Annotated in this window: 30 protein-coding genes; 17 read left to right on the forward strand and 13 right to left on the reverse strand. The window is 32.7% G+C overall.

Features of this window, described 5'->3' with window-relative positions; genetic code table 11:
* Nucleotides 1-51: 51 nt before the first annotated feature.
* The 3 genes from ASD98_RS06560 to ASD98_RS06570 form a co-directional block, all read right to left on the reverse strand.
* Nucleotides 52-273, reverse strand: coding sequence for a DUF2795 domain-containing protein (locus tag ASD98_RS06560; RefSeq protein ID WP_007138072.1), 222 nt, complete (start codon nucleotides 271-273; stop codon nucleotides 52-54).
* Between the two features lie 260 nt (nucleotides 274-533).
* Nucleotides 534-1,103: a cob(I)yrinic acid a,c-diamide adenosyltransferase gene (locus tag ASD98_RS06565; RefSeq protein WP_056201758.1), complete on the reverse strand. Its 570-nt coding sequence runs from the start codon at nucleotides 1,101-1,103 to the stop codon at nucleotides 534-536.
* Nucleotides 1,104-1,195: 92 nt separating this feature from the next.
* Entirely contained in the window at nucleotides 1,196-1,876 is a 681-nt protein-coding gene (locus tag ASD98_RS06570) for an ABC transporter ATP-binding protein (protein ID WP_056201759.1), read from the reverse strand.
* Between the two features lie 288 nt (nucleotides 1,877-2,164).
* On the opposite strand from ASD98_RS06570, the gene ASD98_RS06575 reads away from it, so the two are divergent.
* Complete coding sequence (locus tag ASD98_RS06575) at nucleotides 2,165-2,824, forward strand: DUF6565 domain-containing protein (RefSeq protein ID WP_056201762.1); 660 nt, start codon at nucleotides 2,165-2,167, stop codon at nucleotides 2,822-2,824.
* An 80-nt stretch (nucleotides 2,825-2,904) separates the two neighbouring features.
* On the opposite strand, the gene ASD98_RS06580 is transcribed toward ASD98_RS06575, so the two are convergent.
* From ASD98_RS06580 to ASD98_RS06595, 4 genes are all read right to left on the reverse strand, one after another.
* Nucleotides 2,905-3,756, reverse strand: coding sequence for an alpha/beta fold hydrolase (locus ASD98_RS06580; protein ID WP_056201765.1), 852 nt, complete (start codon nucleotides 3,754-3,756; stop codon nucleotides 2,905-2,907).
* A gap of 50 nt (nucleotides 3,757-3,806) precedes the next feature.
* On the reverse strand, nucleotides 3,807-4,586 hold the full coding sequence (locus tag ASD98_RS06585) for an O-methyltransferase (protein ID WP_056201767.1): 780 nt from the start codon (nucleotides 4,584-4,586) through the stop codon (nucleotides 3,807-3,809).
* A gap of 20 nt (nucleotides 4,587-4,606) precedes the next feature.
* A complete protein-coding gene (locus ASD98_RS06590) occupies nucleotides 4,607-5,089 on the reverse strand; it encodes an FKBP-type peptidyl-prolyl cis-trans isomerase (protein WP_056201770.1) in 483 nt (160 codons plus the stop codon).
* 123 nt (nucleotides 5,090-5,212) lie between these two features.
* Nucleotides 5,213-7,075 carry an ABC-F family ATP-binding cassette domain-containing protein gene (locus tag ASD98_RS06595; protein ID WP_056201773.1) on the reverse strand — a complete coding sequence of 621 codons (1,863 nt, stop codon included), beginning with the start codon at nucleotides 7,073-7,075 and terminating at the stop codon, nucleotides 5,213-5,215.
* Nucleotides 7,076-7,298: 223 nt separating this feature from the next.
* Between ASD98_RS06595 and ASD98_RS06600 the strand changes: the two genes are divergently transcribed.
* Both ASD98_RS06600 and ASD98_RS06605 read left to right on the forward strand, forming a co-directional pair.
* A complete protein-coding gene (locus ASD98_RS06600) occupies nucleotides 7,299-7,730 on the forward strand; it encodes a DUF6326 family protein (protein WP_056201776.1) in 432 nt (143 codons plus the stop codon).
* Between the two features lie 18 nt (nucleotides 7,731-7,748).
* A complete protein-coding gene (locus tag ASD98_RS06605) occupies nucleotides 7,749-8,438 on the forward strand; it encodes a DUF4386 domain-containing protein (protein ID WP_056201778.1) in 690 nt (229 codons plus the stop codon).
* Here ASD98_RS06605 and ASD98_RS06610 read toward each other — a convergent pair.
* Nucleotides 8,422-9,393, reverse strand: a complete 972-nt coding sequence (locus ASD98_RS06610; RefSeq protein ID WP_056203243.1) for a hypothetical protein — start codon at nucleotides 9,391-9,393, stop codon at nucleotides 8,422-8,424. The genes ASD98_RS06605 and ASD98_RS06610 overlap by 17 nt on opposite strands.
* A 28-nt stretch (nucleotides 9,394-9,421) precedes the next feature.
* The gene (locus ASD98_RS06615; protein WP_056201781.1) at nucleotides 9,422-10,159 is read right to left on the reverse strand and encodes a tyrosine-protein phosphatase; all 738 of its coding nucleotides are present in this window, start codon (nucleotides 10,157-10,159) and stop codon (nucleotides 9,422-9,424) included.
* Between the two features lie 128 nt (nucleotides 10,160-10,287).
* On the opposite strand from ASD98_RS06615, the gene ASD98_RS06620 reads away from it, so the two are divergent.
* A complete protein-coding gene (locus tag ASD98_RS06620) occupies nucleotides 10,288-11,475 on the forward strand; it encodes a DUF5009 domain-containing protein (RefSeq protein ID WP_056201783.1) in 1,188 nt (395 codons plus the stop codon).
* A gap of 254 nt (nucleotides 11,476-11,729) precedes the next feature.
* Here the strand turns inward: ASD98_RS06620 and ASD98_RS06625 are convergent, their stop codons facing one another.
* Together ASD98_RS06625 and ASD98_RS06630 are read right to left on the reverse strand one after the other, a co-directional pair.
* Nucleotides 11,730-12,128, reverse strand: coding sequence for a hypothetical protein (locus ASD98_RS06625; RefSeq protein WP_056201786.1), 399 nt, complete (start codon nucleotides 12,126-12,128; stop codon nucleotides 11,730-11,732).
* Nucleotides 12,129-12,133: 5 nt separating this feature from the next.
* Nucleotides 12,134-12,718 carry a hypothetical protein gene (locus ASD98_RS06630; protein ID WP_056201787.1) on the reverse strand — a complete coding sequence of 195 codons (585 nt, stop codon included), beginning with the start codon at nucleotides 12,716-12,718 and terminating at the stop codon, nucleotides 12,134-12,136.
* A gap of 121 nt (nucleotides 12,719-12,839) precedes the next feature.
* Between ASD98_RS06630 and ASD98_RS06635 the strand changes: the two genes are divergently transcribed.
* From ASD98_RS06635 to ASD98_RS06690, 13 genes are all read left to right on the forward strand, one after another.
* Nucleotides 12,840-14,018 carry a hypothetical protein gene (locus tag ASD98_RS06635; RefSeq protein WP_242412084.1) on the forward strand — a complete coding sequence of 393 codons (1,179 nt, stop codon included), beginning with the start codon at nucleotides 12,840-12,842 and terminating at the stop codon, nucleotides 14,016-14,018.
* A 30-nt stretch (nucleotides 14,019-14,048) separates the two neighbouring features.
* A complete protein-coding gene (locus tag ASD98_RS06640) occupies nucleotides 14,049-15,212 on the forward strand; it encodes a glycosyltransferase family 2 protein (RefSeq protein ID WP_056201790.1) in 1,164 nt (387 codons plus the stop codon).
* Nucleotides 15,213-15,295: 83 nt separating this feature from the next.
* Nucleotides 15,296-16,642 (forward strand): dihydrolipoamide acetyltransferase family protein, encoded by a 1,347-nt coding sequence (locus ASD98_RS06645; protein WP_056201793.1) that lies wholly within the window; start codon nucleotides 15,296-15,298, stop codon nucleotides 16,640-16,642.
* 205 nt (nucleotides 16,643-16,847) lie between these two features.
* Nucleotides 16,848-17,618, forward strand: coding sequence for a 3'-5' exonuclease (locus tag ASD98_RS06650; RefSeq protein ID WP_056201796.1), 771 nt, complete (start codon nucleotides 16,848-16,850; stop codon nucleotides 17,616-17,618).
* A gap of 82 nt (nucleotides 17,619-17,700) precedes the next feature.
* The gene (locus tag ASD98_RS06655; RefSeq protein WP_056201799.1) at nucleotides 17,701-18,312 is read left to right on the forward strand and encodes a fumarylacetoacetate hydrolase family protein; all 612 of its coding nucleotides are present in this window, start codon (nucleotides 17,701-17,703) and stop codon (nucleotides 18,310-18,312) included.
* A complete protein-coding gene (locus ASD98_RS06660) occupies nucleotides 18,312-18,656 on the forward strand; it encodes an Hpt domain-containing protein (protein ID WP_053473805.1) in 345 nt (114 codons plus the stop codon). Before ASD98_RS06655 ends, ASD98_RS06660 begins: the two co-directional genes overlap by 1 nt.
* 184 nt (nucleotides 18,657-18,840) lie before the next feature.
* Nucleotides 18,841-20,094, forward strand: coding sequence for a competence/damage-inducible protein A (locus ASD98_RS06665; RefSeq protein ID WP_056201802.1), 1,254 nt, complete (start codon nucleotides 18,841-18,843; stop codon nucleotides 20,092-20,094).
* Nucleotides 20,095-20,165: 71 nt separating this feature from the next.
* Nucleotides 20,166-20,402, forward strand: coding sequence for a 50S ribosomal protein L28 (gene rpmB, locus ASD98_RS06670; RefSeq protein WP_008468080.1), 237 nt, complete (start codon nucleotides 20,166-20,168; stop codon nucleotides 20,400-20,402).
* 27 nt (nucleotides 20,403-20,429) lie between these two features.
* Nucleotides 20,430-20,612 (forward strand): 50S ribosomal protein L33, encoded by a 183-nt coding sequence (rpmG, locus tag ASD98_RS06675; protein WP_008253902.1) that lies wholly within the window; start codon nucleotides 20,430-20,432, stop codon nucleotides 20,610-20,612.
* 77 nt (nucleotides 20,613-20,689) lie between these two features.
* Entirely contained in the window at nucleotides 20,690-20,842 is a 153-nt protein-coding gene (locus ASD98_RS23670) for a DUF4295 domain-containing protein (protein ID WP_008468081.1), read from the forward strand.
* A 265-nt stretch (nucleotides 20,843-21,107) separates the two neighbouring features.
* On the forward strand, nucleotides 21,108-22,061 hold the full coding sequence (gene ftsY / locus ASD98_RS06680) for a signal recognition particle-docking protein FtsY (RefSeq protein ID WP_056201804.1): 954 nt from the start codon (nucleotides 21,108-21,110) through the stop codon (nucleotides 22,059-22,061).
* Between the two features lie 6 nt (nucleotides 22,062-22,067).
* The gene (locus ASD98_RS06685) at nucleotides 22,068-22,247 is read left to right on the forward strand and encodes a hypothetical protein (RefSeq protein WP_056201807.1); all 180 of its coding nucleotides are present in this window, start codon (nucleotides 22,068-22,070) and stop codon (nucleotides 22,245-22,247) included.
* A gap of 21 nt (nucleotides 22,248-22,268) precedes the next feature.
* Nucleotides 22,269-22,868, forward strand: a complete 600-nt coding sequence (locus tag ASD98_RS06690) for a Zn-dependent protease (RefSeq protein WP_056201810.1) — start codon at nucleotides 22,269-22,271, stop codon at nucleotides 22,866-22,868.
* A 20-nt stretch (nucleotides 22,869-22,888) separates the two neighbouring features.
* Here the strand turns inward: ASD98_RS06690 and ASD98_RS06695 are convergent, their stop codons facing one another.
* Nucleotides 22,889-23,959 carry a serine hydrolase gene (locus ASD98_RS06695; RefSeq protein WP_056201814.1) on the reverse strand — a complete coding sequence of 357 codons (1,071 nt, stop codon included), beginning with the start codon at nucleotides 23,957-23,959 and terminating at the stop codon, nucleotides 22,889-22,891.
* 95 nt (nucleotides 23,960-24,054) lie between these two features.
* Complete coding sequence (locus tag ASD98_RS06700) at nucleotides 24,055-24,573, reverse strand: hypothetical protein (protein WP_056201817.1); 519 nt, start codon at nucleotides 24,571-24,573, stop codon at nucleotides 24,055-24,057.
* Between the last annotated feature and the right edge of the window lie 381 nt (nucleotides 24,574-24,954).

The following is a 24,954-nucleotide window of genomic DNA, read 5'->3' on the forward strand; positions in this document are numbered from 1 at the left end:
TGAACCAAAAAAAAAGCCTCTGTGATGAGACTTTTTCCTTTGGTTTATTTTTTAATATTCATCCTCATTCCAAAGATAATCTTCGTCTGTTGGATAATCAGGCCAAATTTCTTCCATTGATTCATATATCTCGCCTTCGTCTTCTATTGACTGAAGGTTTTCTACTACTTCTAATGGAGCACCAGCTCTAATAGCGTAGTCAATAAGTTCGTCTTTGTTAGCAGGCCATGGCGCATCACTTAAATAAGATGCTAATTCTAATGTCCAATACATCTGTTATCTGTTTAGTTTGTGCAAAAATAAATTTTTTACTGAAAAAGACAAGTAAAATTTGATTTATTTTAATAAAATTTAAGAACGTCTCTTGTTAAATTCCAATTTTTAAATTCCAAATCCCAAAAAAGGCACGTGAAATCTCAATATTTAAATTCTAAATCCCAATTTTTAGAACTTTATTTTGCTTTAAAAATTCGAAAGAATTTAGTTTTTTCTTTGGAATTTGGGATTTCAAAAATTTGGAATTTGCAGAAAATTTATTTTCTGGGTATCCATTTCACTTCCTCCGCTTTTAAGTCTGACGACAACTTCCGTGCCAAGACAAAAAGATAGTCAGAAAGTCGGTTTAAGTACATAATAGCGATTTCAGGAACGTGTTCATTATGGCTTAAATGTACTGCCAAACGCTCTGCTCGACGGCAAATACAACGGGCAATATGACAATGTGACACGGTTGGATGACCGCCCGGTAAAACAAAATGAGTCATTTGAGGAAGACTTTCTTCCATTTTATCTATTTCATTTTCTAGTAATTCAATATCAGAATCAATTATTCCAAGATTTTTTAAGCGAAGTTCTCCATTTTTCAAAACTTCTTTTTCCTGCGGAGTTGCCAAAATGGCGCCTACCGTAAAAAGACGATCCTGAATTTCTATTAAAATAGTTTTATAACTCGAATCTATTTCCTGATCGCGAATCAATCCGATATACGAATTTAATTCATCAACAGTTCCGTAACTGTCAATACGAATATGATCTTTAGGAACACGTGTGCCTCCAAAAAGAGCCGTTGTTCCTTTATCGCCTGTTTTGGTATATACTTTCATTTTTTTTAAGATGCTAAGGTTCTGAGTTGCTAAGATTCTAAGTTTTTCTTTTGTTTGAAAATAATCTAAAATCTAAAATCAGAAATCTAAAATTATTTAGTCGTGTCGCTTTCAATCAAACCATCACGCAAACGAATTACGCGATGTGCATAGGCGGCAATATCTTCTTCGTGAGTTACTAAGATTACAGTATTTCCTTGTGCATGAATATCTCCAAAAAGCTTCATGATTTCTACAGAGGTTTTACTATCTAAGTTTCCTGTTGGTTCATCGGCTAAAATAATCGAAGGTTTGTTGACCAAAGCGCGTGCAATAGCAACACGCTGACGCTGTCCTCCTGACAATTGATTCGGCTGGTGATCCATTCTGTCACCTAAATTTACTTGTTTTAAAACCTCAGTAGCTCGTGCATTTCTGTCAGATTTTGAATATCCGGCATAAATCATAGGTAAAGCTACATTGTCTAAAGCTGTGGTTCGTGGTAAAAGATTAAAAGTTTGAAAAACAAATCCGATTTCTGTATTACGAATTCCGGCTAGTTCGTCATCACGCATTTGGCTGACATCCTTTCCGTTTAAAACATATCGTCCGGAAGTTGGCGTATCCAAACAGCCTAACAAATTCATTAAAGTTGATTTCCCGGATCCCGAAGGCCCCATTAAAGCGACGTATTCTCCTTTATTGATTTCTAAATTAATTCCTTTTAAAACATATACGATTTCATTACCAAGTACAAAGTTTCGTGTTATGTCGGTTATTTTAATTAATGCCATTTCGTTTTACAATTTTGGATTTAAAAGTACAAAACACTTTTCATAAAAATGATAAGTAGTTTAGAATTGAATTTTGTTACAAAAGCTTTTAATAGATATGTATTAAATAAATATGTTTTTTAAAGCAGAAACGGTTATATCATTTTCGATTGATTTTGCATAATTGTCATTATTTTGTGAATTTTATAGTATTAAAATGTTTTTAAATTTTCAAACATGACAATAATGTAATTTGTTTGGTTGGCTATTTGGTAAATTTGATTATAATTAATTAAAACAATCAGTATTATGAAAAATATTCAAATGGTATTAGGAATCGCATTAATTGCATTAAGCTTTACATCATGTAAAGATGAAAAACAAGAACAAGCTCAAAAGAAAGTTGACGCTTATGTAGCATACGTCGATTCAGTTAAAAATGTTTCAGCAGAAAATTTAAAAGCAGACTGGAAAGCAGTTGATGCTGAATATGACAGAAGGTCTCAAGAAGCTCAGGCAGCGTTAGCAGATTTAAAAGATAATAGTGCTGCGACCGAAAAAATAAATGCGAGCAAAGTTAAATATGAAGAGTTTAAAAATGAGATGACCACCGTTTTTGCCCCTCCAGCTCCAAGTCCGAAACAACAATTAAGAAACGCCTTATTTGGTGAAGGAAAAATTGGTGATGATATGAACTTTGACTGGGTTAATGCTCAAAATATCCACAGTGTTTACCAACAATTCGTTCATACTGTTGAAGATAACAAAGATAAATATTCAAGAGAAGACTGGGATGAGGTTAAACTGATGTATGAAGCGCTTGACAGCCGTAAAAATACAGTTGAAAAAGAAGGACTTACAGCAGAAGATAACAGAAAAATTGCCGGTTTAAAAGTTAAATTTGCACCGATGTATACAGTTAACAGAATGGGTGCAAAATCTGAAGAAAATAAAGACGCTAAAAAATAAATATAATTATTTTGAATTAGTATTAAAAATGGCAATCAGAAATGATTGCCATTTTTTTATTGTAGAATTTATAAAAGAACTTACTTCTCAAATTTTCTTAAATCTTGTAAAAAGAGTTCCCAAATACTCTCTTTAAATTTATTTTTAAAAAAGCCAAAATGTCCAATATCTTTTACGCCAAATTCTTCTGCTTTTAAATGCGTTCTGGTGACTTCTGAATTTTTAAATTGTGAAGCTATCCAGTCAACTGCAGGTACAGTGGCATAAAAATCATTATCGATACTGTAGGATACAATTTTGCATTTTATTTTGTCATAGTTGTCTTTTACATTATCAATACAGTCAAAATGATAATTTGGTTTTTTACACCATTTTGCCCATTCTAAAGCCATTTCTTTTGGTAAATCCTCCATACGGGTGAAATGGCTGGAAGGAAAATAATTGAAAATTCTGCAAAATGAAGGTATAAGTACATACCACAAAATTTTCATTTTTAATCTTTCAAATCCTTTCCAGTGTACCCAGCTTCCAGATTGTGATACCGTCATGATTACGCCATTAAATAAATTATTTGAAGGGACTAAACCAATAAGCTGACCGCCAATACTGTGTGTGATGATGAATAATTTACTCTCAGGATTTTTATTTTTGACATATTTAACGACGGTTTCAAAGTCATTTTGCGCCCAATTTGAAGCTGTTGTAGAAAACTTGGAAAGCGGCTGAGGTTTTGAATCGCCGATACCCCCGTAGTCAAATGTGAAAACAGAATAATTGTTTTTAGATAAAAACTTTGAAAAACTGTGATAATAATTTTGTTTAACTCCTGTGGCAGAAGCAATAATAACACAATTGGCATCTGGATTGTCTGAAAGAAACTCAGTTACGGCTATTGAGTATTGTAAAGGAGTATCAATTTTGATAGCATTCATATAAACTTCGTATAGTAACAAATGTAATAAAAATTGTATACTGAAATTTGTTATGCACGAATCACAAAATGTTCTTTTTCCTGTTCACATCTAAAAAACACAAATCCCCATTGAAAAGTATCAATCGTTACTTTTACTTTTGGATGTTTTTTTATAATCTCCCAGGCTTCTTCCATTTCCGGTGACCAATGTATGTCATCAAAAATCCAAAGGGAATCGTTATTTATTGTTGGCAGTAAAAGTTCAAAATAAGTTAAGGTTGCTTTTTTAGAATGATTACCGTCGAAGTATATTAGATCGTAGATTTTAGAGTTTAGATTTTCGGAAATTAAAAATGATTCAAATTCTGAAATTATATTTTCGACATTTTTACAGTCAAATTTATCTAATTGATTTTGAGCAGTATTTGCAGTATTTGGACATCCTTCAATTGTAATAACTTTTGCATTTGTATTTCCTAAGGCAAGGGCAGCAGTTGCCAAACCTAAAGAAGTTCCAATTTCAAGAATATTTTTTGGCTGAAAATAATGGGTTACCCGAAATAATAATTCGGCACGTTTTGGTGAAATTCCGGCTGTTGAGGCAATTTTAGAAATTTGCCTTTTATTTGATTTAAAAACTTTTGAACCAGCACCAAAATCAGTTACTTCAATAAAATTTTTATTTTCAATAAGCGACTTTCTGTAGTTTTTTAGAATCTGATATTCTGGCTTAGGCTTCTTATCATAAAAGCATTTGGTAAGTAAACTAAAAACAAATGGCGAATGTACCCCATGCTCGTTTTTAGAATCCCAAAGAAATTTTAAATAAGATTTGATTTGAAAAAACATGCCGAAATTTTGAAAATATCTTAATTAATCGATTTTAAGGTTATATCAAATATCAATACAGAGCCACCCGGAATTCCGTTATAATTTTTGCTTCCATAACCTAAATGCGCAGGAACTAAAAGAATGCCTTTTCCTCCTGGTTTAAACAATTGAATTCCTTCTTTCCAGCCTTGAATTACCTGATTTAAACTAAATGCTACACCTTTTTTTTCTTCTTCTGGTATATCTTTGTCACTTTCATCAAACACATTTCCATCTGTAAAATAACCTTTGTAAACAACCGTTACATTTGAATTAGGATCAGGGAATTCTTCACCTTCGCCCGGCTCTTCTATAATATAATACAAACCAGAATCTGTTCTTGTTGCAGTTAAGTTATTTTTAGCCAAGTAATCTTTAATTTCTTGTTCATTCTGAGCCGTATAATCTTTAACTTCATCCTTATCTTTAGAACAAGAAACGAAAAGGGTCAATGCCAGTAATGCTGTTAAAAGTTGTTTCATATTTATTTTTTTAAAATAATTAAATATTTTGGTTTCACAGAGATTCACAAAGAAAACGCAAAGATTCACAAAAAATTTTGGTGCAGCTCTGTGCTTTCTTTGTGAATCTCTGTGTAAATAGGCTTATCCTTCGATTTTTGCCGAAAGCTCAAACCAGCGTTCTTCTTTGGCATCTATTTTATTGATGATACTTTGAAGCTCATTTGCTTTTTTCTCAATATCAGCATCGGCAACTTTTCCTTCGGAAAATAATTGTTCGATTTTAATTTTTTCGATTTCTAAATCTTTGATTTCTCTTTCGATTTTTTGATATTCTTTTTGCTCGTTAAAACTTAAATTTCCGGTTGGATTATTTTGTTTCCAGTCTTTCTTTTCGGCCTTGTTTTCTTCTTTTTGAGCCACATCGGCGCTGTCTTCATAAGCACGGAAATCTGAATAGTTTCCTGGGAAATTTTCGATTTCACCTTGCCCTCTAAAGATAAATAAATGATCAACAATTTTATCCATAAAATAACGATCGTGCGAAACTACCAATAAACATCCCGGATAATCTAAAAGAAAACTTTCCAGAACGTTAAGCGTTACAATATCCAAATCATTTGTTGGCTCATCGAGAATCAAAAAGTTTGGATTCTGAATTAAAACCGTACATAAATACAAACGTTTTAACTCTCCTCCGCTTAATTTTTCGACATAATCGTATTGTTTTTTGGCATCAAAAAGAAAGCGTTCTAACAACTGCGAAGCCGAAATAATTTTTCCTTTTGCAAGCGGAATATATTCGCCGTATTCCTTAATAATATCAATAACACGCTGATTCGGCTTTGGGTTAATTCCAGATTGTGTATAATATCCAATTTTAATAGTATCTCCTTTTACAACACGGCCGCTGTCTGGCGGAATTGTTCCTGTAAGCAAATTTAAAAAAGTAGATTTCCCGGTTCCGTTTTTACCAATAATTCCAATTCTTTCACCACGCTGAAAATCGAAACTAAAATTATCAAGAATAACACGGTCTTTAAATTTTTTTGAAAGTTTATGAAGCTCAATAATTTTGCTTCCCATTCTTTCCATATTAATTTCAAGCTCAACCTTATTGTCTTTTCGTCGGCTTTGCGCTTTTTCTTTAATTACATAAAAATCATCCTGACGTGATTTAGATTTGGTTGTTCTCGCTTTTGGCTGGCGGCGCATCCATTCTAATTCTTTAACAAATAAGTTTTTTGCTTTGTCAATACTAGAATTTTCAGAAGTTATTCTTTCTTCTTTTTTCTCTAAGTAATAAGAGTAATTTCCTTTGTATTGGTATAATTTTCCATTGTCTAATTCGATAATTTCGTTACAAACACGCTCTAAAAAGAAACGGTCGTGCGTTACCATAAACAACGTAATATTTTCTTTGGCAAAATAACTTTCAAGCCATTCGATCATTTCCAAATCTAAATGGTTGGTTGGCTCGTCCAAAATCAACAAATCAGGCCTGTTTATTAATATAATAGCCAATGAAAGACGCTTTTTTTGCCCTCCCGAAAGATTTTTTACTTTAAGTTTAAAATCTTCGAGTTTTAATTTGAATAAAATTTGCTTGTACTGTGTTTCAAAATCCCACGCATTATGCTGGTCCATTCCGTCAAAAGCTTTTTGATAGGCTTCTTCGTCATTTGGGTTTTCCAGTGCTTTCTCGTAAGCCTCGATTATTTTAAGCGTTTCATTATCAGATGCGAAAATACTTTCTTCAATCGTAAGTTCATCCTGTAGATTATTGTCCTGAGAAAGAAACGCCATTCTAATTCCTTTTCTCAAAACAACTTGTCCCGTATCCGGTTCGTCTAAGCCATTAATTATGCTCATAATGGTGGTTTTACCAGAACCATTTTTGGCAATAAAAGCGATTTTTTGGTCTTTGTTGATTCCAAAAGAAATGTTGTCAAAAAGGACTCTTTCGCCAAATGACTTCGATATATTTTCTACAGATAAGTAATTCACTATGTAAATTGTAAGTTATAAATTATGAGTTATGAGTATTTTGGAAAACATAACTTTTTGCAAAAGTAAACTTTTATCTTACGATTTGCGAATTGTTAATCTTATTTAAGTTTTAGAAAAAGGAAAATTAGAAGAAAGTTTTTAAGTTTTATCTTTTAGAATAAAAACAGCTTGTAACATTTTAAGACTATCTCCGACATATTTAAAATTTAATTCCTTAAATATGAACGATAAAGAAATTAATACTGGTGGTTTTGAAGATTTTAAAATAAACACAAAAATCAAACTTGCAGCCTTGTGGACTTCGGTAATGTTTTGTTATGTGTATGGAGATTATTTTTCGCTTTATGTTCCAAAGAAAGTGGAAGATTTTATAAGCGGAGACACATTGCTCGATTCTCCGGTAAAATTATTTCTCGCAACACTTTTAATGACAATTCCGGCCTTAATGATTTTTGCATCGGTTATTTTAAAACCAAAAATAAACCGCTGGCTTAATCTCGTTTTCGGAATTATTTATACTGCCATAATGCTGTTAATAGCGTTTACAACAACTGGAGCCTGGTGGAGTTTTTACATTTTTCTCGCAATAATAGAAAGTATTTTGACTTCAATCATATTTTGGACTGCACTTAAATGGCCAAGACAAATTTAAATTTTAAAAGATAACAGTATGAATCAAGAATCAAAATTATCGTTTAGAAATACAGGAAGAATCGCCGGTTTGTTATATTTAGTAGTCGTAATAACAGGGATTTTTAGTTTAGGATATGTTCCTTCAAAATTAATTGTCTGGAATGATGCTTCTGCAACTTTTACTAATATCGTTAATTCTGAATTTCTTTTTAGACTAGGTATTGTGAGCGGTTTAATCTGTTATACCTTCTTTTTGTTTCTGCCTTTGGTTTTGTACAAATTATTGAAGCCTGTTCATAAAACGTACGCTGTATATATGGTTGTTTTGGCCATTGTAAGTGTGCCGATTTCTTTTATAAACATGCAGAATAAATTTGCGGTACTTTCTATAATTAGTTCGGGCGGACAAGAAAAAGATCTGGTAATGTTTTATCTGAATCAATATGATTACGGAAATTTAATCGTTCAGATTTTTTGGGGGCTTTGGCTGTTTCCGTTGGGACATTTAATTTTTAAATCAGCAATAATTCCGAAATTTTTAGGCGTATTATTAATGCTTGGCTGTTTGAGTTATTTAATAAATTTCTTCGGAAATGCATTGTTTTCGGATTATTCTGAACTCGGAATATCTTCGTATGTAAGACTTCCGGCAACTCTTGGCGAAATCGGAACGTGTTTGTGGCTTTTAATAATGGGAGCGAAAAACAACGTTATTTCAGCCGATTAACATATTGATTTAAAAGAGAACTTAAGTCTAAATAATGAATTTGCTGCGGATTATTTAAAATTGGTTTTCGTACCAAAGATTCATTCGTAATAAAATAATGAAGACCATCTTTTGTAGCAATTCCTTCTATTTGATGAAAAGGAAGTTTGAGGTCAATTTTTCGTTTATTTCCCGATAAAAAATTATGATTCTTAAAATCATATAAAAGATAAAGAAATGTTTTTCCCGTTTTAGAATATCCGCAGAGAACTACGATTTTCTTTTCTTCAAAATAAGCTGCGCCGGTAACCAAACCTTTTGTGTCCAGTGTATTTTTAAATTGTGCGATATGATTTCCGGGTTGATTAGGCAAAACGTAAATACTGGTTTTGGACGATTTCCATTGTTTGGTAAACAAATAAATACTGTCTTTGGAAACTACAAAAGCTTCACAGTCAAAATCTGCTGCATTTGGTTTTTGTGCCGAAAAATCAGTTTGGTCAGCATATTGAAATGAGATCTTTTCGATAATTGGATTCCCTTCTAAAAATGATTTTTTTTCAATTTTCAGGATATTTAAATCTGTTCTGTTTCCGCTAAAGTTATTTCCAAAATCTCCAATATACAAATGTGAACTGTCTTGCGAAATCTCTTCCCAATCATGATTTACAACTTGATCCAGAATGATTTTCTTTTTGATTGTTCCCAAAGAATCTAATCCGTAAATCGTTTTATCGTGATCATCATTATGAGTCCACAATAAACCATCAAAAGCAATTAAACCCGAAGTTTCTTTAATCGAGTCGCTTAGTTTAACGGAATATTCAGGTTTTAGTTTTAAATTTTCATAAATACAGCTTCCATCGTTTTGCAGTGCATTTGGATTGTAATTTTTTGATAGCGCATCTGTACAGCCTGAAGTTTGGGATTTGGCTGAAAAAACAGACAGAATAAAAAATAGTAGAATCCGTAGCATTTTTTTATGCTTTAAATTGAAAAAAAAATTAGAATCTAAAAAACTGATTATTGGCAATAACTTCTTTTAAGTTTACAATTGAATCGATTTTTATTTTTTGATGTAAAGATTCTATATGATTGCTGTGATGCACATCGGTTCCCGAAAAATCATACATTCCTTTCTTTAATAAAAGCGCAGCGGTTTTTGTAATTTCGCTTCCATAATAACCCATAACGGCCAATAAATTCAGCTGAAATAAGCAGCCTGCTTTTTTTAGTTTTTCATATTCCTCAAAGTTTTTATGAAAATATAAATACCGCTCTGGATGAGCCAAAACCGGAATATATCCTGCAAGCTGTATTTCAAAAATAATCTTATATAAGTTTAGCGGCGCACTTAAATATGATATTTCAACTAATAGATAATTATCTTTTAAGGTCAAAAGCTTTTCTGTTTTGATGTGATCTTGAAACCAGTCATCCATAAAATACTCGGATGCGGCTTTAAACGGAAGGTTGATGTTTTCTTCTTTCAATAAAACTTCAGTTTCTTTTTGTCTGTTTAAAATATCCTGTTCAGTATTATCCCAGACAAAATGATTAATATGCGGCGTGGTAATAAATTGAGAAATTCCCAGTTCCCGAAATGCCTTTGCGAGTTTTATTGTTTTTTTAATACTTGCTGCGCCGTCATCAATTCCCGGAAGTAAATGCGAATGAATATCGATATAATCGCCTGCCAGAAGATCTTTTAAAAAAGGTTTTGATTTGAAGAATGATAGCATAGGTGCAAAAGTAAAGAATTGATATTGTTTTTATTTCTGCTTTAAAGAAATATTGCAAAAGAAAATTTATGTAACAATGTAACCGACATTTTAGAATTATATTATATTTGATAAAAAAGTAATATTTTATGAAAATTAAAGAGAATTTATATAATCAAAGGATTATTTCGATTGACGCTTTACGCGGAATTACCATTTTTGTAATGATATTTGTAAACGAACTCGCAAGTGTCAAAAATGTACCTCAGTGGATGAAACACATGCCTGCAGATGCCGATGCAATGACCTTTGTAGATTTAGTTTTCCCTGCTTTTTTATTTATAGTCGGAATGTCAGTTCCGTTTGCCTTTAATGCCAGATTGATAAAAGGTGACAGTCCAAAGGTAATCTGGACACATACTCTAAAACGTGCTGTAGCCTTAATAATAATTGGTGTTTATATGGTAAATGCCGAATATGGTTATGATGCTTCAAAAATGATAATTGCACCCGCTTTCTGGGGACTTTTGGCTTATGCAATGCCAATTCCTATTTGGAATAAATATCCAAAGGATTTTTCAGTTTGGCTTAAATACATTCTCCAATATGGCGGTATGCTGGTTTTAATTGCACTTTACTTTTTATACGTTCAGGAAGAAACCGGTAAAATAGGAATCACGCCAAAATGGTGGGGAATTCTGGGTTTAATTGGCTGGGCTTATCTTATTTCGGTAATTTATTATTGGCTGGTTTCGGGTAAATTATGGGCGATGATTGCCTTTCTTGTAGTTTGTGTTGCAGCAAATTCGGCTAACTTGACTAAAGGTTTGGTTTTTCCGGAATGGCTGCATTTTATTGCCGGACATTTAACACACGCTTCGTTAGTAACGGCCGGAGTAATAATCTCATTGCTGTTTTTTGACAAGAAAATAGAAAATAAAATCAATTGGCCGGTAATAGGATTTATTGTATTGTTTTTCGCCGTTGGCTTTTTCCTTCGACCGTATTACGGAATCTCAAAAATACAAGGAACTCCGTCATGGACATTGATTTCTGCCGGAATTTGCACTGTTTTATTTTACTTTTTGTATTGGCTGATGGAGATAAAAAAACAGACCAAATGGAGCGGATTTTTTATGCCTGCGGCGGCAAATCCATTATTGATTTATATTCTGCCGGGCGTTATTTATTATTTTAACCTCGCTTTTAAAATCTCCATTATTCCAGAATATTTCCGTGAAGGAATTCCGGGAATTATCTGGTCACTTGTTTTCTCAACAATAATGTTATTTGTAATGAAAATATTCAACAGGTTTAAAATTCAGCTGCATTTGTAGTTTCAAGTTTCAAGTTTTTGAAATGAGAATTTTAACCGCAAAGTGCGCTAAGATTTTTTCGCAAAGTGCACAAAGTTTTAATCTCTTAATCTGTGGCTAAAAAAAATAACCGAAGTTCTCAAAGCTTTATCATCACAAAGCTTTGAGAACTTTGAAGTTTTATAAAACTCACTTATTAAAAACCTTTGTGCACTTAGAGTTGAAAATAATTCATTTGGAGAGAACCTGAAACTTAAAACCTGAAACAAAAAAAATCATCGAATTCTTTTAAATGCAATTGGCCCGCTTCTTTTTTTATTATCTACAAAAGTTCCTTCAAGTTTGTTTCCATCTTCAGATAATATTAAAGTGTGTGTTCCTGCAGTTGCCCAACCTTCAATTGGTAAAGTCACATCAACTTTATAAGTAATTGTATTGCCCTTTCTTGTGCCAATGCCGCTTTCGACAAATTTTTGTCCTTTCCATTCCAAGTAATGTGAAAAAATAACTTTTCCATTTTGTTCAGAAATAATGGCTACAGCATTTTGAACGCCTGAATTTATATCTTCCCAAACACCATTAATATCTGTTTTCTGAGAAACTAATTTATTCTGGCTATAGCCAAAATTTGAAAAAAATGCTGTAAAAAGTAAAATGAAAAATTTTGTTCTCATGTTTTTTAATTTTGAACTATAACTGATTTTATTTCTAATGTGGCACCCGAAACCGGATTGTAATTCACAAAATTGAATTTACACAAATTATGAATATCTAAAGTCTTTCCATTAGGATCACCATCTTGCTTAAAATCCGTCCACGGAATTTTTATTGTCGAGAATTTTTTAGCAGAAACAGGTAAATCTATCCTTGGGTGCGAACCGCCGTGTACACATCCTGTTCCTTTAGTGTTTCCTTCGCGTGCCTGCAATTTTATAAGATGCGATGATTTGTAAGTAATGCTTAGATATTTTGAATTTTCAGACAAATTTGTTGGTTTCCCGTCGTTCGAATTAGATTCAGTAATCATCACATTCATCTCAATTTCTCCAACAGGATTATCTTTTGCAGTAACTTTAATTATACCTTTTTCTTTTCTGATTTTATTAATTGTTTCCTGGTTTTCTTTGGCCGGGCCGGCAATGTACCATGCTGAGGTTTTTACCAGATCAATATTTGAGTTTGAAACTTCTTTTGCGGAAGTGAAACCTAATATTGTAAATACAAAAAGGAAAGAACCAAGTAAAAGAACTGCTTTGATTTTCATTGAGAAATGATATTTGATTTACTTCAAAAATAAAACTTTCTTTTTTATTTATTTTGGAAGAAGCGTATATTCTGAATAAAATTTTAAATTTGTAAGAGATTGTTTCTGAAAAACTTACGTTATGAAAAATGCAAAGCTTCTATTAGGTTTCTTTTTCTTTTTTCAAATGCATTTCGGCTATTGCCAAAACGATTCCATTTCAAATAACAACAAAGATATTCTGGATGTTTTATACAAGCTTTTTAATAAAAACGATTCTTTAAGAAAAAATCAGGATAAAAAAATAGCGTTTTCATTACTTCCGGTTCCAATAGATTCGGATAAAAATGCTGGTTTAGTGGTGTCGTTTTTAACCTCTTTTTATCTTGGCGACACTAAGACAACTAAAATGTCTCAGATCTCTTTTTCGCCCTATTTTAGTTTTACCAAACAATATGTCTTTCCAATTCAGTCTTATATTTATACAAAAGATAATCATTGGAATTTCATCGGCGATTATCGTTATATGATTTATCCTCAGGATACTTATGGTTTGGGTGGACATAATACAGATAAAATGTCAACTTTAGATTATCAGCAATGGCGTTTTTACCAATTTGCAACCCGAAAAATAATAGGGAATTACCGACTTGGACTTGGGGTATTATTTGATAATTACCAGAATATTTCTGAAGAATCTTATATCGATGAAGAAACCGATTATTCTAAATATATGAATGGAGATTTTTCTAACGAAAGTTCTTTCGGAGTCGCCATTCAGGGACTTTATGATTCCAGAGAAAACAATGTAAATCCTGAACAAGGTTTGTATGTAGAAGCAGATTACCGAATCAATACAAGCGGAGTTGAAGGGAAAAAATGGAATTCTGTTTATTTCGATGCCCGTAAATATCATTCTTTTCATAAATACAAACATCGGGTTTTGGCTTACAGAGCTTTTTATTGGTCGACTTTTGGCGGAAAACCGCATTATTTAGATCTGCCAAGTATTGGCTGGGATCGCGACGGAAGAACCGGACGTGGTTTTACCCGAAACAGATTTCGCAGTAATGCGCTGATTTATTTTGAAACCGAATACCGAACTGATATTTCAAAAAACGGTTTTTGGGGTGCCGTATTTTTTACTAATATTTCCTCCGTTTCAAAGTTAGACACGTACCAGTTTAAAAAATGGAATCCTGCCATTGGAACTGGATTGCGCATTAAATGGAACAAGAAAAACAACAGCAATTTAGTTCTGGATTACGGAATTAGTAAAAACGATTGGTCATTGCGATTAGGTTTGGCCGAAAATTTCTAACTTTCCCCAAAATCAATTACAAAAATTACAATGCAATTATCGGTTGTCATTCTTAATTATAATGTGTGTTACTTTCTGGAACAATGTGTTTTAAGTGTTCAGGAAGCAATTGCCGGTCTTGACGCCGAAATTATTGTTGTCGATAATAATTCCTCTGATGACAGCTGTTTGATGATGAAAACGAGATTTCCGGAAGTGAAATTGATTCAAAACCAAGAAAATTTTGGTTTTCCAAAAGGAAATAATATTGGCGTAGAACAAGCCGGCGGAAAATACATCTGCATTCTAAATCCCGATACCGTTGTTGCAGAAGATACTTTTACTAAAATTCTGGCTTTCGCCGAAGAAAAACAGGATTTAGGAATAATTGGCTGTAAATTAATTGATGGAACAGGAGATTTTCTGCCCGAAAGTAAACGCGGGATTCCAACACCTTGGGTGGCTTTTACCAAAATTTTTGGATTGTATAAAGTATTCCCGAAATGGAATCTTTTTAATCAATATTATGCACAGCATTTAAGTGAAAACCAAACCGGAAAAGTTGAGATTCTTGTTGGTGCATTTATGTTTTTAGCAAAAGATTTATACCAAAAATTAAATGGTTTTGATGAAAACTGCTTTATGTATGCAGATGATATTGATTTGTCTTACAGGGCATTGTTGCTAACAAAATCCAACTATTATTTTCACGAAACAACTGTTTTACACTATAAAGGAGAAAGTACTGTTAAAGACGAATTGTATATGAAACGTTTTCAGGATGCAATGAATTTTTTCTATCAAAAGCATTTTAAAAAATCATGGTTTTTTAGCTTTTTTATCCAAGTGGGAACCTGGTTTTTTTCATTTGTAAAAATGTTTCAGGGAAAGACTAAAACAAAACCGCTGCCGGAAAGTTATATTTTATACTCCGAAAATGAGAATTTGTCTGAAAAACTGGCTTCGATTTTGGAAAATAAAGTTAGTTTTTTAGATTTCAAAAAAGAAAAAATGGTAAATTCGTCGCTGATTTTAAAGGGTAAAAAGACAGAGATCATTTTGGATAATCACTATGTTTCATTCAAAAAATGTATCAATATCATAGAAACTCTTAAAGATAAGAACATTACTTTTAAGATTTTCCCCAAAAATACTAGTTTTATTATTGGAAGTAATTCAAGAAATGACAGGGGGCAAATCAGAAAAATTCGGTAAAAATTATATTAAGTGTAATTTATATTTAAATTTTTCAGTAATTTCGCAATCAGAAAATCAAAATCACCCTTTAGAATAATAATATGGCAAGATTTGAATTAAAGCTTCCTAAAATGGGAGAGAGCGTCGCTGAAGCAACCATTACCAACTGGTTGAAAGAAGTGGGAGACAAAATTGAAGCTGATGAAGCAGTACTGGAAATTGCAACTGATAAAGTTGACAGCGAAGTGCCAAGTGAAGTATCGGGAATTTTAGTTGAACAATTATTTGGCAAAGATGATTTAGTTCAGGTAGGGCAGACTATTGCAATTATCGAAACTGAAGGTGGTGATGCGCCTGCTGCAGCTCCAGTTGCTGAAGTATCTGCTCCTGCAGAAGCTGTAGAAATTGAAAAAACAATTGAAGCAGTAAAAGAGGAAGTTTCTGCTCCTCAGGATTTTTCAGGATCTGAAAAATTTCTTTCTCCTTTAGTAAAAAATATTGCAAAAGAAGAAGGTGTTTCTCTTACTGAATTAGATAATATTCAAGGTTCAGGAAAAGACAGCCGAGTAACTAAAGATGATATTTTAAAATATATAGGAGACCGTAAAGCAGGAATTGTACAAGCTCCACAAGTAGTTGAACAAGCGCCAAAAGCAGCGGTTGAAGTACCAAAACCAGTTCAAACTATAGAACCTGTTGTTCAAAAAAGCCAACAGGCAGTTCCGGTTTCTGTAAATGGCGGTGATGAAATCATCGAAATGGACAGAATGCGTAAACTGATTTCAGGTTACATGGTGGCTTCTGTTCAAACTTCGGCTCACGTTCAATCTTTTATTGAAGTTGATGTAACCAACATTGTAAAATGGAGAGATAAAGTTAAAACAGCTTTTGAAAAGAGAGAAGGCGAGAAGCTGACTTTTACACCAATTATGATGGAAGCCGTTGCAAAAGCTTTAAAAGATTTCCCCGGAATGAATATTTCTGTTGATGGTGAGTATATCATCAAAAAGAAAAATATCAATTTAGGAATGGCGGCAGCATTGCCAAACGGAAACTTAATTGTTCCTGTAATTAAAAACGCAGATCAGTTAAATCTCGTTGGAATGGCAAAAGCGGTTAACGATTTAGGAAACCGTGCAAAAGCAGGAAAACTAAAACCAGATGATACACAAGGTGGAACTTACACCGTAACAAACGTAGGTACTTTTGGTAGTGTTTTTGGAACGCCGATTATCAATCAGCCGCAAGTGGGTATTTTGGCACTTGGAGCGATTCGTAAAGTTCCTGCGGTTATTGAAACTCCAGAAGGAGATTTTATCGGAATCCGTCAAAAAATGTTCTTGTCGCACTCTTACGATCACAGAGTTGTTGACGGAGCTTTAGGAGGAAGTTTTGTAAAAAGAGTTGCAGAATATTTAGAAGCTTTTGATGTAGACAGAGATTTCTAATCGATTCATAAATAAAATTAAAACCCGAAAAAATTAAAAGTTTTTCGGGTTTTTTCGTTCAAAAGAAAAACGGAAAATTGGTTTGTTTTGTTTTAATTTTGAATCTAAAATCAACAAAAAAAGCCAATTTTGGTCAAAAAAATAGAAATTTGGGCTAGAACTTTGGCATTAAAAAATTACATTTGTAATCTTATAAAAATTAAAAATGGAATTAAAACTTAACAAACCAATTTGCTTTTTTGATCTTGAAACAACTGGAATTGACATCGGTAAAGATCGAATAGTAGAAATTTCGATATTTAAAGTTTTTCCAAACGGAAATAAAGAAAGTAAAACCTGGCTGGTTAATCCCACAATTCCAATTCCTCCACAAACAACAGCTGTGCATGGTATTACAGATGAAAAAGTAGCTAATGAGCCCACTTTTACAGAATTGGCACCAATGGTGCATAATATGATTAAGGACAGCGATTTGGGTGGTTTTAATTCGGATCGTTTTGATATTCCGTTATTAGCAGAAGAATTGCTTCGTGCCGGAGTCGATTTTGATATGAAAAATAAAGTTTCTGTAGATGTTCAGACAATTTTTCATAAAATGGAAGAGCGTACTTTAAGTGCAGCTTTGAAGTTTTATTGCGGAAAAAATCTTGAAAATGCACATTCTGCAGAAGCAGATACCATGGCAACTTATGAGATTTTAAAAGCGCAGTTAGATCGTTATCCGGAATTAGAAAACGATATGAAATCATTATCTGAATTTACAACTCGTAAAAAAATAGCTGATTTTGCAGGAATGATTGCTTTTGATAAAGATGACGAAGAAATTTTTACTTTCGGAAAACACAAAGGAGCAAAAGTTGAAAAAGTTCTGGAAACAGAACCAGGATATTTCAGCTGGATCCAAAATGCCGATTTTCCTTTGTATACCAAAAAAGTTTTGACAGGAATTAAATTGAGAAAATTAAACACAAAATAAAGTATTCAGTGTTCAGTTTTTAGTGTTCAGTTTTTTTGAGTGCTAAGTTTTCCTGAACACTAAAAACTGAAAACTTAAAAGAATGAAGATCATTTGTATCGGTAGAAATTATACCAATCATATTGAAGAATTAAAAAACGAACGTCCGGATGAGCCGGTGGTTTTTATGAAACCGGATTCGGCGGTTTTATTGAAGCAGCATCCGTTTGTAATTCCTGAATTTTCTGAAGAAGTTCATCACGAATTAGAAATAATTGTGAAAATTAATAAGGTTGGAAAATATATAGAGCCTAAGTTTGCGCATAAATATTATGACGATATTAGCGTAGGTATCGATTTTACTGCCAGGGATTTACAAGATAAATTAAAAGCAAAAGGACTTCCTTGGGAAAAAGCAAAAGCATTTGACGGTTCAGCAGTAATTGGAGATTTTTTACCAAAAAGTGATTTTGTTTCGCTAGAAAATCTTACGTTTGAGCTCAAAAATAATTCTGAAACAGTTCAAAAAGGAAATACAAGTTTTATGCTTTGGAAAATCGATGAATTGGTTTCTTATGTTTCTCAGTTTTTTACATTAAAAATTGGAGATATTATTTTTACAGGAACGCCTGCAGGTGTTGCGCCGGTTAAACCAAATGATGTTTTGGAAGGCTTTTTAGAAGATAAAAAATTATTCAGAATACAAGTAAAATAATGGCTTTAAAGTATAATCTTTCGAAAGTGTATGCGCTTTCAGACAATGACCCCGAATTTGTAAACGAAATTCTAAAATTATTTGTTACAGAAGTTCCTGAGGATTTAAAACAAATCAAAGAAGGAATCAAGAAAAAGGATCATAAATACGCTTATTCGTATGCGCATAAAATTAAACCTACATTAGACTTAATGGGCTTGAATGTTGCATTTGAAGAAATTCTGCAAGTTGAAGCGTGGACAAAAGCAGAAGGCAAGAAAAAAGATATTATCGAAACTTTTAAAAGTATAAAAGTGCAGGTAAAAGACGCAATTAAAGAAATTAAAAAAGATTTTGACGTCTAAAAATTACATTATTCCGCTTTTTGAGAACTAAAAAGCGGAATAAATTTTCACCTATGTAACATCTTTTTTTAGGCTTCTTACTTTATTAAAAACAAAATTTTAATTTTTTTTTCTGCTTCAGATCATTTCCGCAATCCACTTCATAATAAGCTTATAGTATGTATAAGTAAAATGTTTTATAAATATGAAAGCAACAATAGTTACCATTGGAGATGAAATTTTAATTGGTCAAATTGTAGATACAAATTCGAATTTTATAGCTAAAGAGCTGGATCGAATAGGTGTCGAAACTTATGAAATGATTTCAATAAGTGATGACAAACAACATATTTTAAACACTTTTGCGCAGCTGCAAAACAAGGTTGATATTGTAATTATAACAGGAGGTCTAGGGCCGACAAAAGATGATATTACAAAAAAAACTTTCTGTGATTATTTTGATGACCAGCTGGTTGTAAATCCTGAAGTTCTGGCACATGTAACAGAACTTATTGAAGGTTTTTATAAAAGACCAATTTCACAGTTAAATAAAGATCAGGCACTTGTTCCGTCAAAATGTACCATTCTTCATAATAAAATGGGAACTGCGCCGGGAATGTGGATGAAAAAAGAAAATACTGTTTTTGTTTCGCTTCCGGGTGTTCCGTACGAAATGAAATATCTGGTAGAAAATGAAATAATCCCCAAAGTTATAAAAGAATATAAACGTCCTTATATTATTCATAAAACCATTTTGACATACGGTCAAGGCGAAAGTTTAGTCGCAGAACGTATTGAAAACTGGGAAAATAATCTGCCTGATTTTATCAAATTGGCTTATCTGCCCAATCCCGGAAGAGTTCGTCTGCGTATGACCGCCCGAGGAACAAATAAAGAAGAATTAGAAAAAGCAATCGAAGCGAATGTTGAGTCACTAGATGCTATAATTCATGATATTATAGTGGGGTACGAAGAAAATGAAACGATTGAAACGGTAGTTGGTAAACTGCTGACCAAAAATAATAAAACAGTTTCAACAGCAGAAAGCTGCACTGGAGGGAAAATTGCTTCGCTTTTGGCATCTGTAGAAGGAGCATCAAAATATTTTAAAGGAAGTGTGGTTTCATATGCAACGGAAGCAAAGGTCAATGTTTTGGGTGTTTCGCAGGAGTTAATAGATCAGTTTTCGGTAGTAAGTGCTGAGGTTGCAGCGGCTATGGCTTTGAATGTGAAAGATATACTCAAAACCGACTATGCAATCGCGACAACGGGTAACGCCGGCCCGTTAAAAGGAGACTCAAATGCTGAAATTGGTACTGTTTTTATCGCTTTGGCTACACCAGAGGGAGTAATCACAGAAGAATTTAACTTTGGCCAACCACGTGAAAAAGTGATAGATAGAGCAACTATTAAGAGTTTAGAAATATTACAAAAAGAAATTTTAAAAATTGTGCAATAAATTTTTGCTACAATGGTTTATTTTTCTTTTCTTTGCACCCTGATTTTGAATAACGATAAAAGATAAGTATAATGTCAAGAGTTTGTGACCTTACAGGTAAAAGAGCGATGGTAGGAAATAACGTTTCTCACGCTATGAACAAAACTAAGAGAAAGTTTTCTGTAAACTTAGTTAAAAAGCGTTTTTATCTTCCAGAAGAAGATAGATGGATTACTCTTAGAGTAGCAGCATCTACGATAAAAACAATTAATAAAAATGGAATCACTGCTGTTTTGAAAAAAGCACAGTCAGAAGGATTTATCAAATAATCTTTTCCTAAATAAATATATAGCAAGATGGCAAAGAAAGGTAATAGAATCCAAGTAATTTTAGAATGTACTGAGCACAAGACTTCTGGTGTTCCAGGAACTTCTAGATATATTACAACTAAGAACAAAAAAAATACTCCAGACAGATTAGAGATTAAAAAATTTAATCCAATCTTGAAACGTGTAACTGTTCACAAAGAAATTAAGTAATAATTAGAGATTTTTGTAAATCTCAAATGGTTTTGCCATTTAGAGTTTTATAAAAAACTTCAAATAACATTTGAATCATGGCAAAGAAAACCGTAGCATCGTTACAAACATCTTCTAAGAGATTATCAAAAGCCATCAAAATGGTAAAATCTCCTAAAACTGGTGCATATACATTCGTAGAATCTATTATGGCTCCTGAAGAAGTTGATGAATTCTTGAAAAAGAAATAATTACAATTACAATATATAGAAAAGCTACTTTCATTCGGAAGTAGCTTTTTTATTTTTTATATTTGTTTAAAAATTTATAGAAATCAATCAATTTGTGTTTTTTTTAAACATTTGTTCCCGTCAGACTCTTTATCTTTACTTGTTTAAAGAAAACAATAGAAAGATCAATGCAGTTGGGGTTAAATGAAACACAAAAGGTATTCTATAAACATTAAGATTGTTTCAAAACTCTTAGAAACAATCTAAAACTAACAATAAATTAAAAATGAGTTTTTTTAAAAAATTATTCTCTACCGAAAAAAAAGAGACTTTAGATAAAGGTCTTGAAAAAACAAAAACTACTTTTTTCTCTAAGTTAAGCAAAGCTGTTGCAGGAAAATCTAAAGTCGATGATGATGTTTTAGATAATCTTGAAGAAGTTTTGGTAGCTTCAGATGTTGGTGTAAATACAACATTGAAAATTATTGAAAGAATCGAAAAAAGAGTATCTGAAGATAAATATTTAGGAACAGACGAATTAAATCAAATTCTTCGTGATGAAATTGGCGGATTATTGTCTGAAACCAATACAGGCGAAGCAACTGAATTTGATATTCCAAAAGATAAAAAACCTTATGTTTTAATGGTTGTTGGAGTAAATGGAGTTGGAAAAACTACAACAATTGGTAAACTGGCTTATCAGTTTAAAAAAGCCGGTTACAAAGTGGTTTTAGGCGCAGCCGATACTTTTCGTGCAGCAGCGATCGATCAGTTACAAGTTTGGGCTGATCGTGTAGATGTGCCAATTGTAAGGCAAAATATGGGAAGTGATCCTGCTTCTGTGGCTTTTGATACTTTGCAGTCTGCTGTGGCTCAAAATGCCGATATTGTTATTATTGATACTGCCGGACGTTTGCATAATAAAATTAATTTGATGAACGAACTTTCTAAAGTAAAACGTGTAATGCAAAAAGTAGTTGCCGATGCGCCGCATGATGTACTTTTGGTTTTAGACGGTTCTACAGGTCAAAATGCTTTTGAACAAGCTAAGCAGTTTACAGCAGCGACAGAGGTTACTTCATTAGCGGTAACAAAATTAGACGGAACGGCAAAAGGCGGTGTTGTAATTGGTATTTCAGATCAATTTCAAATTCCGGTAAAATATATTGGTGTTGGCGAAGGAATTGAAGACTTACAGGTGTTTAATAAATATGAATTCGTAGACAGTTTCTTTAAATAATTTATAATGAGTTTTTCTTCTTTTAAAAATATATCAGCTGTTGCTTTTTATTTTGCAAGTGTTATGTGTTTTGTTTTAGCAAATGTTTTGAGAGATACTAGTCTTTCTTTCTATTATGTTTTATTGGTTTTGGGAATAGGTTTCTTCTTTATGGGAGTTCTTAAAAGATTACGAACTAAGCAATAATTTATTGACACATTTTTGATTATGAAATACTACTTTCTCATTTTTCTTTTTATTGTGCTTTCTTGTACAAACAGTAAAAATGAAAGTAATAAAAGTCAAAAAGTAATTGTTATTCAGCCTTTAGGTAGTTTTAAAACTGAACAGGCTACAAAGGTTTTAGTGGAAATTAAAGCTATAAATCCAAATGTAGTTTTAAGGCCAAATATTTCTTTTCCTGAAAATTCATATTTTAAACCAAGGAACAGATACCGCGCTGACAGTATTATAAAAAGTCTTAAAAATACTATTGGCAAGGATTCTGTAATTGTAGGATTGTCAAATTCTGATATAAGTACTACTAAAAACGAAATTAAAGACTGGGGTGTAATGGGCTTGGGGTATAGACCTGGAAAAGCCTGTGTAGTCTCGGATTTTAGATTGCCTGCAAAAAATAAAAATAAAAATCAACAATTTTACAAACTAGTTTTACACGAATTAGGTCATACAGCGGGTTTGCCGCATTGCGTAATAAAAACGTGTTTAATGCGCGATGCTGAAGGTGGAAACCCGCTGGATGAAGAAAAAGGCTTTTGCAATGAATGTAAAAGTTTTTTAAAATCAAAAGGCTGGCAATTAATCTAATGCAGCTTTTTCAAAATCTTTTATTTATACAAAGCACTAATTTTCTCCCATAAAGTTTCATCAAAATCAGATAAAGCAAGGTTTTCCTCGTCTGCCGCATCGCCCATTCTGATGATGACCATATTTTTGCTTGGCACGACGTAGATTTTCTGGTCATTTTTTCCCAACGCCATAAACATATCGTTTGGCCCTGTTGGGATCACACTTCCCGGAAAAGTAAGCTGTGATTGTGGTAAATGATAAGACGCCTTTCCGTTAAGCCACCATAAATAACCGTAGCCTAAATTGATATTTTGTGAAGTTGTTGTGGCTTCATTAAAATAAGCTTCGTTTATTATTTGATTATTTTCCCATTTTCCTTTGTTAAGCATTAAAAGCCCAAAACGCGCCATACTTCTTGAGTTACTCGTATAAACGCTGTTTACACCAAGTTGTACCCAATAGCCATTCATTCCGATTTTGTCTCTTAATTTGGTATTGAAATAGTTCTCCCAGGTTTGTCCACTTGCTTTTGCAACGACATCTTGCAATTTTACATAGACGTTATGATAAGCCCAACGTGTGCCAGCATCGGCTTTGTAGATTAGGTTTTCCGGCTCTACATCATCGGTACTGTCGTCAAGTCCGGATGTCATTGTTAGTAAGTGTTTGCAGGTTATGAGGTTTTCTTTTGCTAACGTTTCGCTTGTCCAGCCTGTTCCAATATATTGTGAAACTTTATTGTTGATGTTCAATAAGCCTTCCTGTTGTGCAATTCCGGTCATGGTTGAAGTCAAGGTTTTTCCGGCGCTTGCCCAATACCAGTTTTTTGTTGCGTCATGTAGGTTGAAATAATTTTCTAAAACGATTCGGCCATTTACTAAAATGATAAAGGATTTGGAATGTTTTAGTTCAAGGTAATCTAGAAGTGGTTGTACGGCACTTTGATTCCATTTTAAATCAGCTATGGATTTTGTTTCCCACGTTGTACCGGTTAGTGGGGGGAAATACATGCTTTCTGATGGAGTTGGAACTGGATCTGGTTCTGTAGAATCTTTACTACAGCTTATCAATAATAAAGCTGTCAGGATTGTAAAAATAGTTTTGGTCATGATTTTTTATTTTTGGTTTGGGGTTTGACCAAAAATATGTAAAATAGTTTAATGACTAAGAAAACTTATTTCACATGTTTAACCATGAAATGTTTTTATTTAAGTTCCCACTTTGTACCATCTGTAAATACTACATAATAAGCTCTTACTTTAATAATGCGGTTTGCATCTGTAGAAAAATCTTCCCAGATTTTAGATTTGACTTTCCCTGGTTTTAGTAAATGAGCTATCTCTCCTGTAGATCTTCCTTTTCCATAGAAATATCTGCCATTTGCAGGTTCGTCAAATGAATTTTCGCAGTACCATTCCAGCTTAATTGCCTGAATATTCTTTTTGCTTGAATTTTTAAAAACGATTTTAATGTCCTTATGATCGGAGTATTGCGCTCTAGATAGACTGGTACTTACAATTGTAACTGGTGAATTTTTTGAATTCTTAGTTTTTAAAAAATCATCTTTTATTGAGGTTGTATTATTTTCTTTCTCTTCGGGTTGATGATAATTATTTATTTGAACATACACAGGCTTAACTTGTCCAATGTTTTTAGGCTGGGTTTTGCTGCATCCTGAAATTAAGAGTAATGTAACAAATGCTAATATGAAATACTTTTTCATAATATTTTTAATAAAAGTTTTTGCAATTGAAATTTTAATTCAGTTATTTTTTTAATGAAACTGTAGTGGAATAATTTTGGGGCAAAGGTCTTGTAGATTTATGCTAATTCCTGCCATAATATGCCATAAGATTGTTAAAATAGGCTTTTTTACAGTCTTTAGATATTTAGGAAATAAAGCTTTAGAAAAATGAGATAATTATCGACTAAAATATTTCTTTTGAAATTTATAAAGTTACCTTTGTAATTCACTAAACTTTCTTTTGAAAACGGGAGTTCTAGCCCTGATGGCAGCGGCATCCTTTTATGGCCTCGTCTTTTTAACGAGGCCATAAAAGATATAGCGGACAGCAGGAAACAGCTCCTTATTAATATTATATTT

Origin of the sequence: Flavobacterium sp. Root186, from assembly GCF_001428525.1 — a bacterium.
GTDB lineage: Bacteria > Bacteroidota > Bacteroidia > Flavobacteriales > Flavobacteriaceae > Flavobacterium.

Bases quoted from the DNA above. Each gene is read 5' to 3' on its own strand.
- ASD98_RS06560 (WP_007138072.1), bottom strand. From the start codon at position 273: ATGTATTGGACATTAGAATTAGCATCTTATTTAAGTGATGCGCCATGG.
- ASD98_RS06565 (WP_056201758.1), bottom strand. From the start codon at position 1,103: ATGAAAGTATATACCAAAACAGGCGATAAAGGAACAACGGCTCTTTTT.
- ASD98_RS06570 (WP_056201759.1), bottom strand. From the start codon at position 1,876: ATGGCATTAATTAAAATAACCGACATAACACGAAACTTTGTACTTGGT.
- ASD98_RS06575 (WP_056201762.1), top strand. From the start codon at position 2,165: ATGAAAAATATTCAAATGGTATTAGGAATCGCATTAATTGCATTAAGC.
- ASD98_RS06580 (WP_056201765.1), bottom strand. From the start codon at position 3,756: ATGAATGCTATCAAAATTGATACTCCTTTACAATACTCAATAGCCGTA.
- ASD98_RS06585 (WP_056201767.1), bottom strand. From the start codon at position 4,586: ATGTTTTTTCAAATCAAATCTTATTTAAAATTTCTTTGGGATTCTAAA.
- ASD98_RS06590 (WP_056201770.1), bottom strand. From the start codon at position 5,089: ATGAAACAACTTTTAACAGCATTACTGGCATTGACCCTTTTCGTTTCT.
- ASD98_RS06600 (WP_056201776.1), top strand. From the start codon at position 7,299: ATGAACGATAAAGAAATTAATACTGGTGGTTTTGAAGATTTTAAAATA.
- ASD98_RS06605 (WP_056201778.1), top strand. From the start codon at position 7,749: ATGAATCAAGAATCAAAATTATCGTTTAGAAATACAGGAAGAATCGCC.
- ASD98_RS06610 (WP_056203243.1), bottom strand. From the start codon at position 9,393: ATGCTACGGATTCTACTATTTTTTATTCTGTCTGTTTTTTCAGCCAAA.
- ASD98_RS06615 (WP_056201781.1), bottom strand. From the start codon at position 10,159: ATGCTATCATTCTTCAAATCAAAACCTTTTTTAAAAGATCTTCTGGCA.
- ASD98_RS06620 (WP_056201783.1), top strand. From the start codon at position 10,288: ATGAAAATTAAAGAGAATTTATATAATCAAAGGATTATTTCGATTGAC.
- ASD98_RS06625 (WP_056201786.1), bottom strand. From the start codon at position 12,128: ATGAGAACAAAATTTTTCATTTTACTTTTTACAGCATTTTTTTCAAAT.
- ASD98_RS06630 (WP_056201787.1), bottom strand. From the start codon at position 12,718: ATGAAAATCAAAGCAGTTCTTTTACTTGGTTCTTTCCTTTTTGTATTT.
- ASD98_RS06635 (WP_242412084.1), top strand. From the start codon at position 12,840: ATGAAAAATGCAAAGCTTCTATTAGGTTTCTTTTTCTTTTTTCAAATG.
- ASD98_RS06640 (WP_056201790.1), top strand. From the start codon at position 14,049: ATGCAATTATCGGTTGTCATTCTTAATTATAATGTGTGTTACTTTCTG.
- ASD98_RS06645 (WP_056201793.1), top strand. From the start codon at position 15,296: ATGGCAAGATTTGAATTAAAGCTTCCTAAAATGGGAGAGAGCGTCGCT.
- ASD98_RS06650 (WP_056201796.1), top strand. From the start codon at position 16,848: ATGGAATTAAAACTTAACAAACCAATTTGCTTTTTTGATCTTGAAACA.
- ASD98_RS06655 (WP_056201799.1), top strand. From the start codon at position 17,701: ATGAAGATCATTTGTATCGGTAGAAATTATACCAATCATATTGAAGAA.
- ASD98_RS06660 (WP_053473805.1), top strand. From the start codon at position 18,312: ATGGCTTTAAAGTATAATCTTTCGAAAGTGTATGCGCTTTCAGACAAT.
- ASD98_RS06665 (WP_056201802.1), top strand. From the start codon at position 18,841: ATGAAAGCAACAATAGTTACCATTGGAGATGAAATTTTAATTGGTCAA.
- rpmB (WP_008468080.1), top strand. From the start codon at position 20,166: ATGTCAAGAGTTTGTGACCTTACAGGTAAAAGAGCGATGGTAGGAAAT.
- rpmG (WP_008253902.1), top strand. From the start codon at position 20,430: ATGGCAAAGAAAGGTAATAGAATCCAAGTAATTTTAGAATGTACTGAG.
- ASD98_RS23670 (WP_008468081.1), top strand. From the start codon at position 20,690: ATGGCAAAGAAAACCGTAGCATCGTTACAAACATCTTCTAAGAGATTA.
- ftsY (WP_056201804.1), top strand. From the start codon at position 21,108: ATGAGTTTTTTTAAAAAATTATTCTCTACCGAAAAAAAAGAGACTTTA.
- ASD98_RS06685 (WP_056201807.1), top strand. From the start codon at position 22,068: ATGAGTTTTTCTTCTTTTAAAAATATATCAGCTGTTGCTTTTTATTTT.
- ASD98_RS06690 (WP_056201810.1), top strand. From the start codon at position 22,269: ATGAAATACTACTTTCTCATTTTTCTTTTTATTGTGCTTTCTTGTACA.
- ASD98_RS06695 (WP_056201814.1), bottom strand. From the start codon at position 23,959: ATGACCAAAACTATTTTTACAATCCTGACAGCTTTATTATTGATAAGC.
- ASD98_RS06700 (WP_056201817.1), bottom strand. From the start codon at position 24,573: ATGAAAAAGTATTTCATATTAGCATTTGTTACATTACTCTTAATTTCA.